This window comes from Streptomyces sp. ME19-01-6, assembly GCF_033793745.1.
Taxonomy (GTDB): domain Bacteria; phylum Actinomycetota; class Actinomycetes; order Streptomycetales; family Streptomycetaceae; genus Streptomyces.
Genome location: NZ_JARAXF010000126.1, coordinates 1 through 746, shown reverse-complemented (window position 1 = coordinate 746; position 746 = coordinate 1). Strand labels below are relative to the sequence as shown.

At 67.2% G+C, this 746-nt stretch carries 1 protein-coding gene; it reads left to right on the top strand.

Annotated elements, in window-relative coordinates:
* Positions 1-31 precede the first annotated feature (31 nt).
* Positions 32-746, top strand: a 715-nt coding sequence (locus PV419_RS52955) for a phosphopantetheine-binding protein (protein WP_319701260.1), incomplete at its 3' end; no start/stop codon positions are given.

Sequence of the window (746 nt, the reverse complement as noted above, 5' to 3'; positions counted from 1 at the left end):
CCACCTGACGACAACCACAGCCGGGTTGGGGATGGAGCCGGACGCCTTCAGTGAGCTGGGGCGCCGACGAGGCCTGTGGACCGCGGTCACCTGGAGCTCGCACGGTGAAGACGGCCGTTTCGATGTGCTGTTCGCACCGGAGGAGACCATGTCCCGCGCCGTGGCGACGGATGTTCATCTGGCGACCGACCAGGCACACGGTGAGCTGTCCGCGTACACCACGAATCCGGCAGCATCCCTCAGTACCGCCGCGCTGACCACCGAACTCCGCCGTCATCTGCGCGAGCGACTCCCCGAGTACATGGTCCCCTCCGCGATCGTGGCGCTCGACGCGATTCCACTGACGCCCAACGGCAAGGTGGACCGCAAGACGTTGCCCGCACCCGACTTCGGCACAGCGGCCCGCGGACGCGCACCACGCTCACCGCGGGAGGAGGTTCTGTGTGAGTTGTTCGCGGACGTTCTGGGCATCGCTGGAGTCGGTATCGACGACAACTTCTTCGCGCTGGGCGGTCATTCGCTCTTGGCCACTCGGCTGATCAGCCGAGTACGTGCGGTGCTGGGTGTGGAGTTGCCGATAGCGGTGTTCTTCGAGGCGCCGACCGTTGCGGGTTTGGCCGAGCGGTTGCGTACGGCGGATGCGGGTGTGCGTCCGGCGTTGGTACGGGCGGTGCGGCCGGAGGTGCTGCCGTTGTCCTTCGCGCAGCGGCGGTTGTGGTTCCTGCATCGGCTCGAAGGGCCGAGTG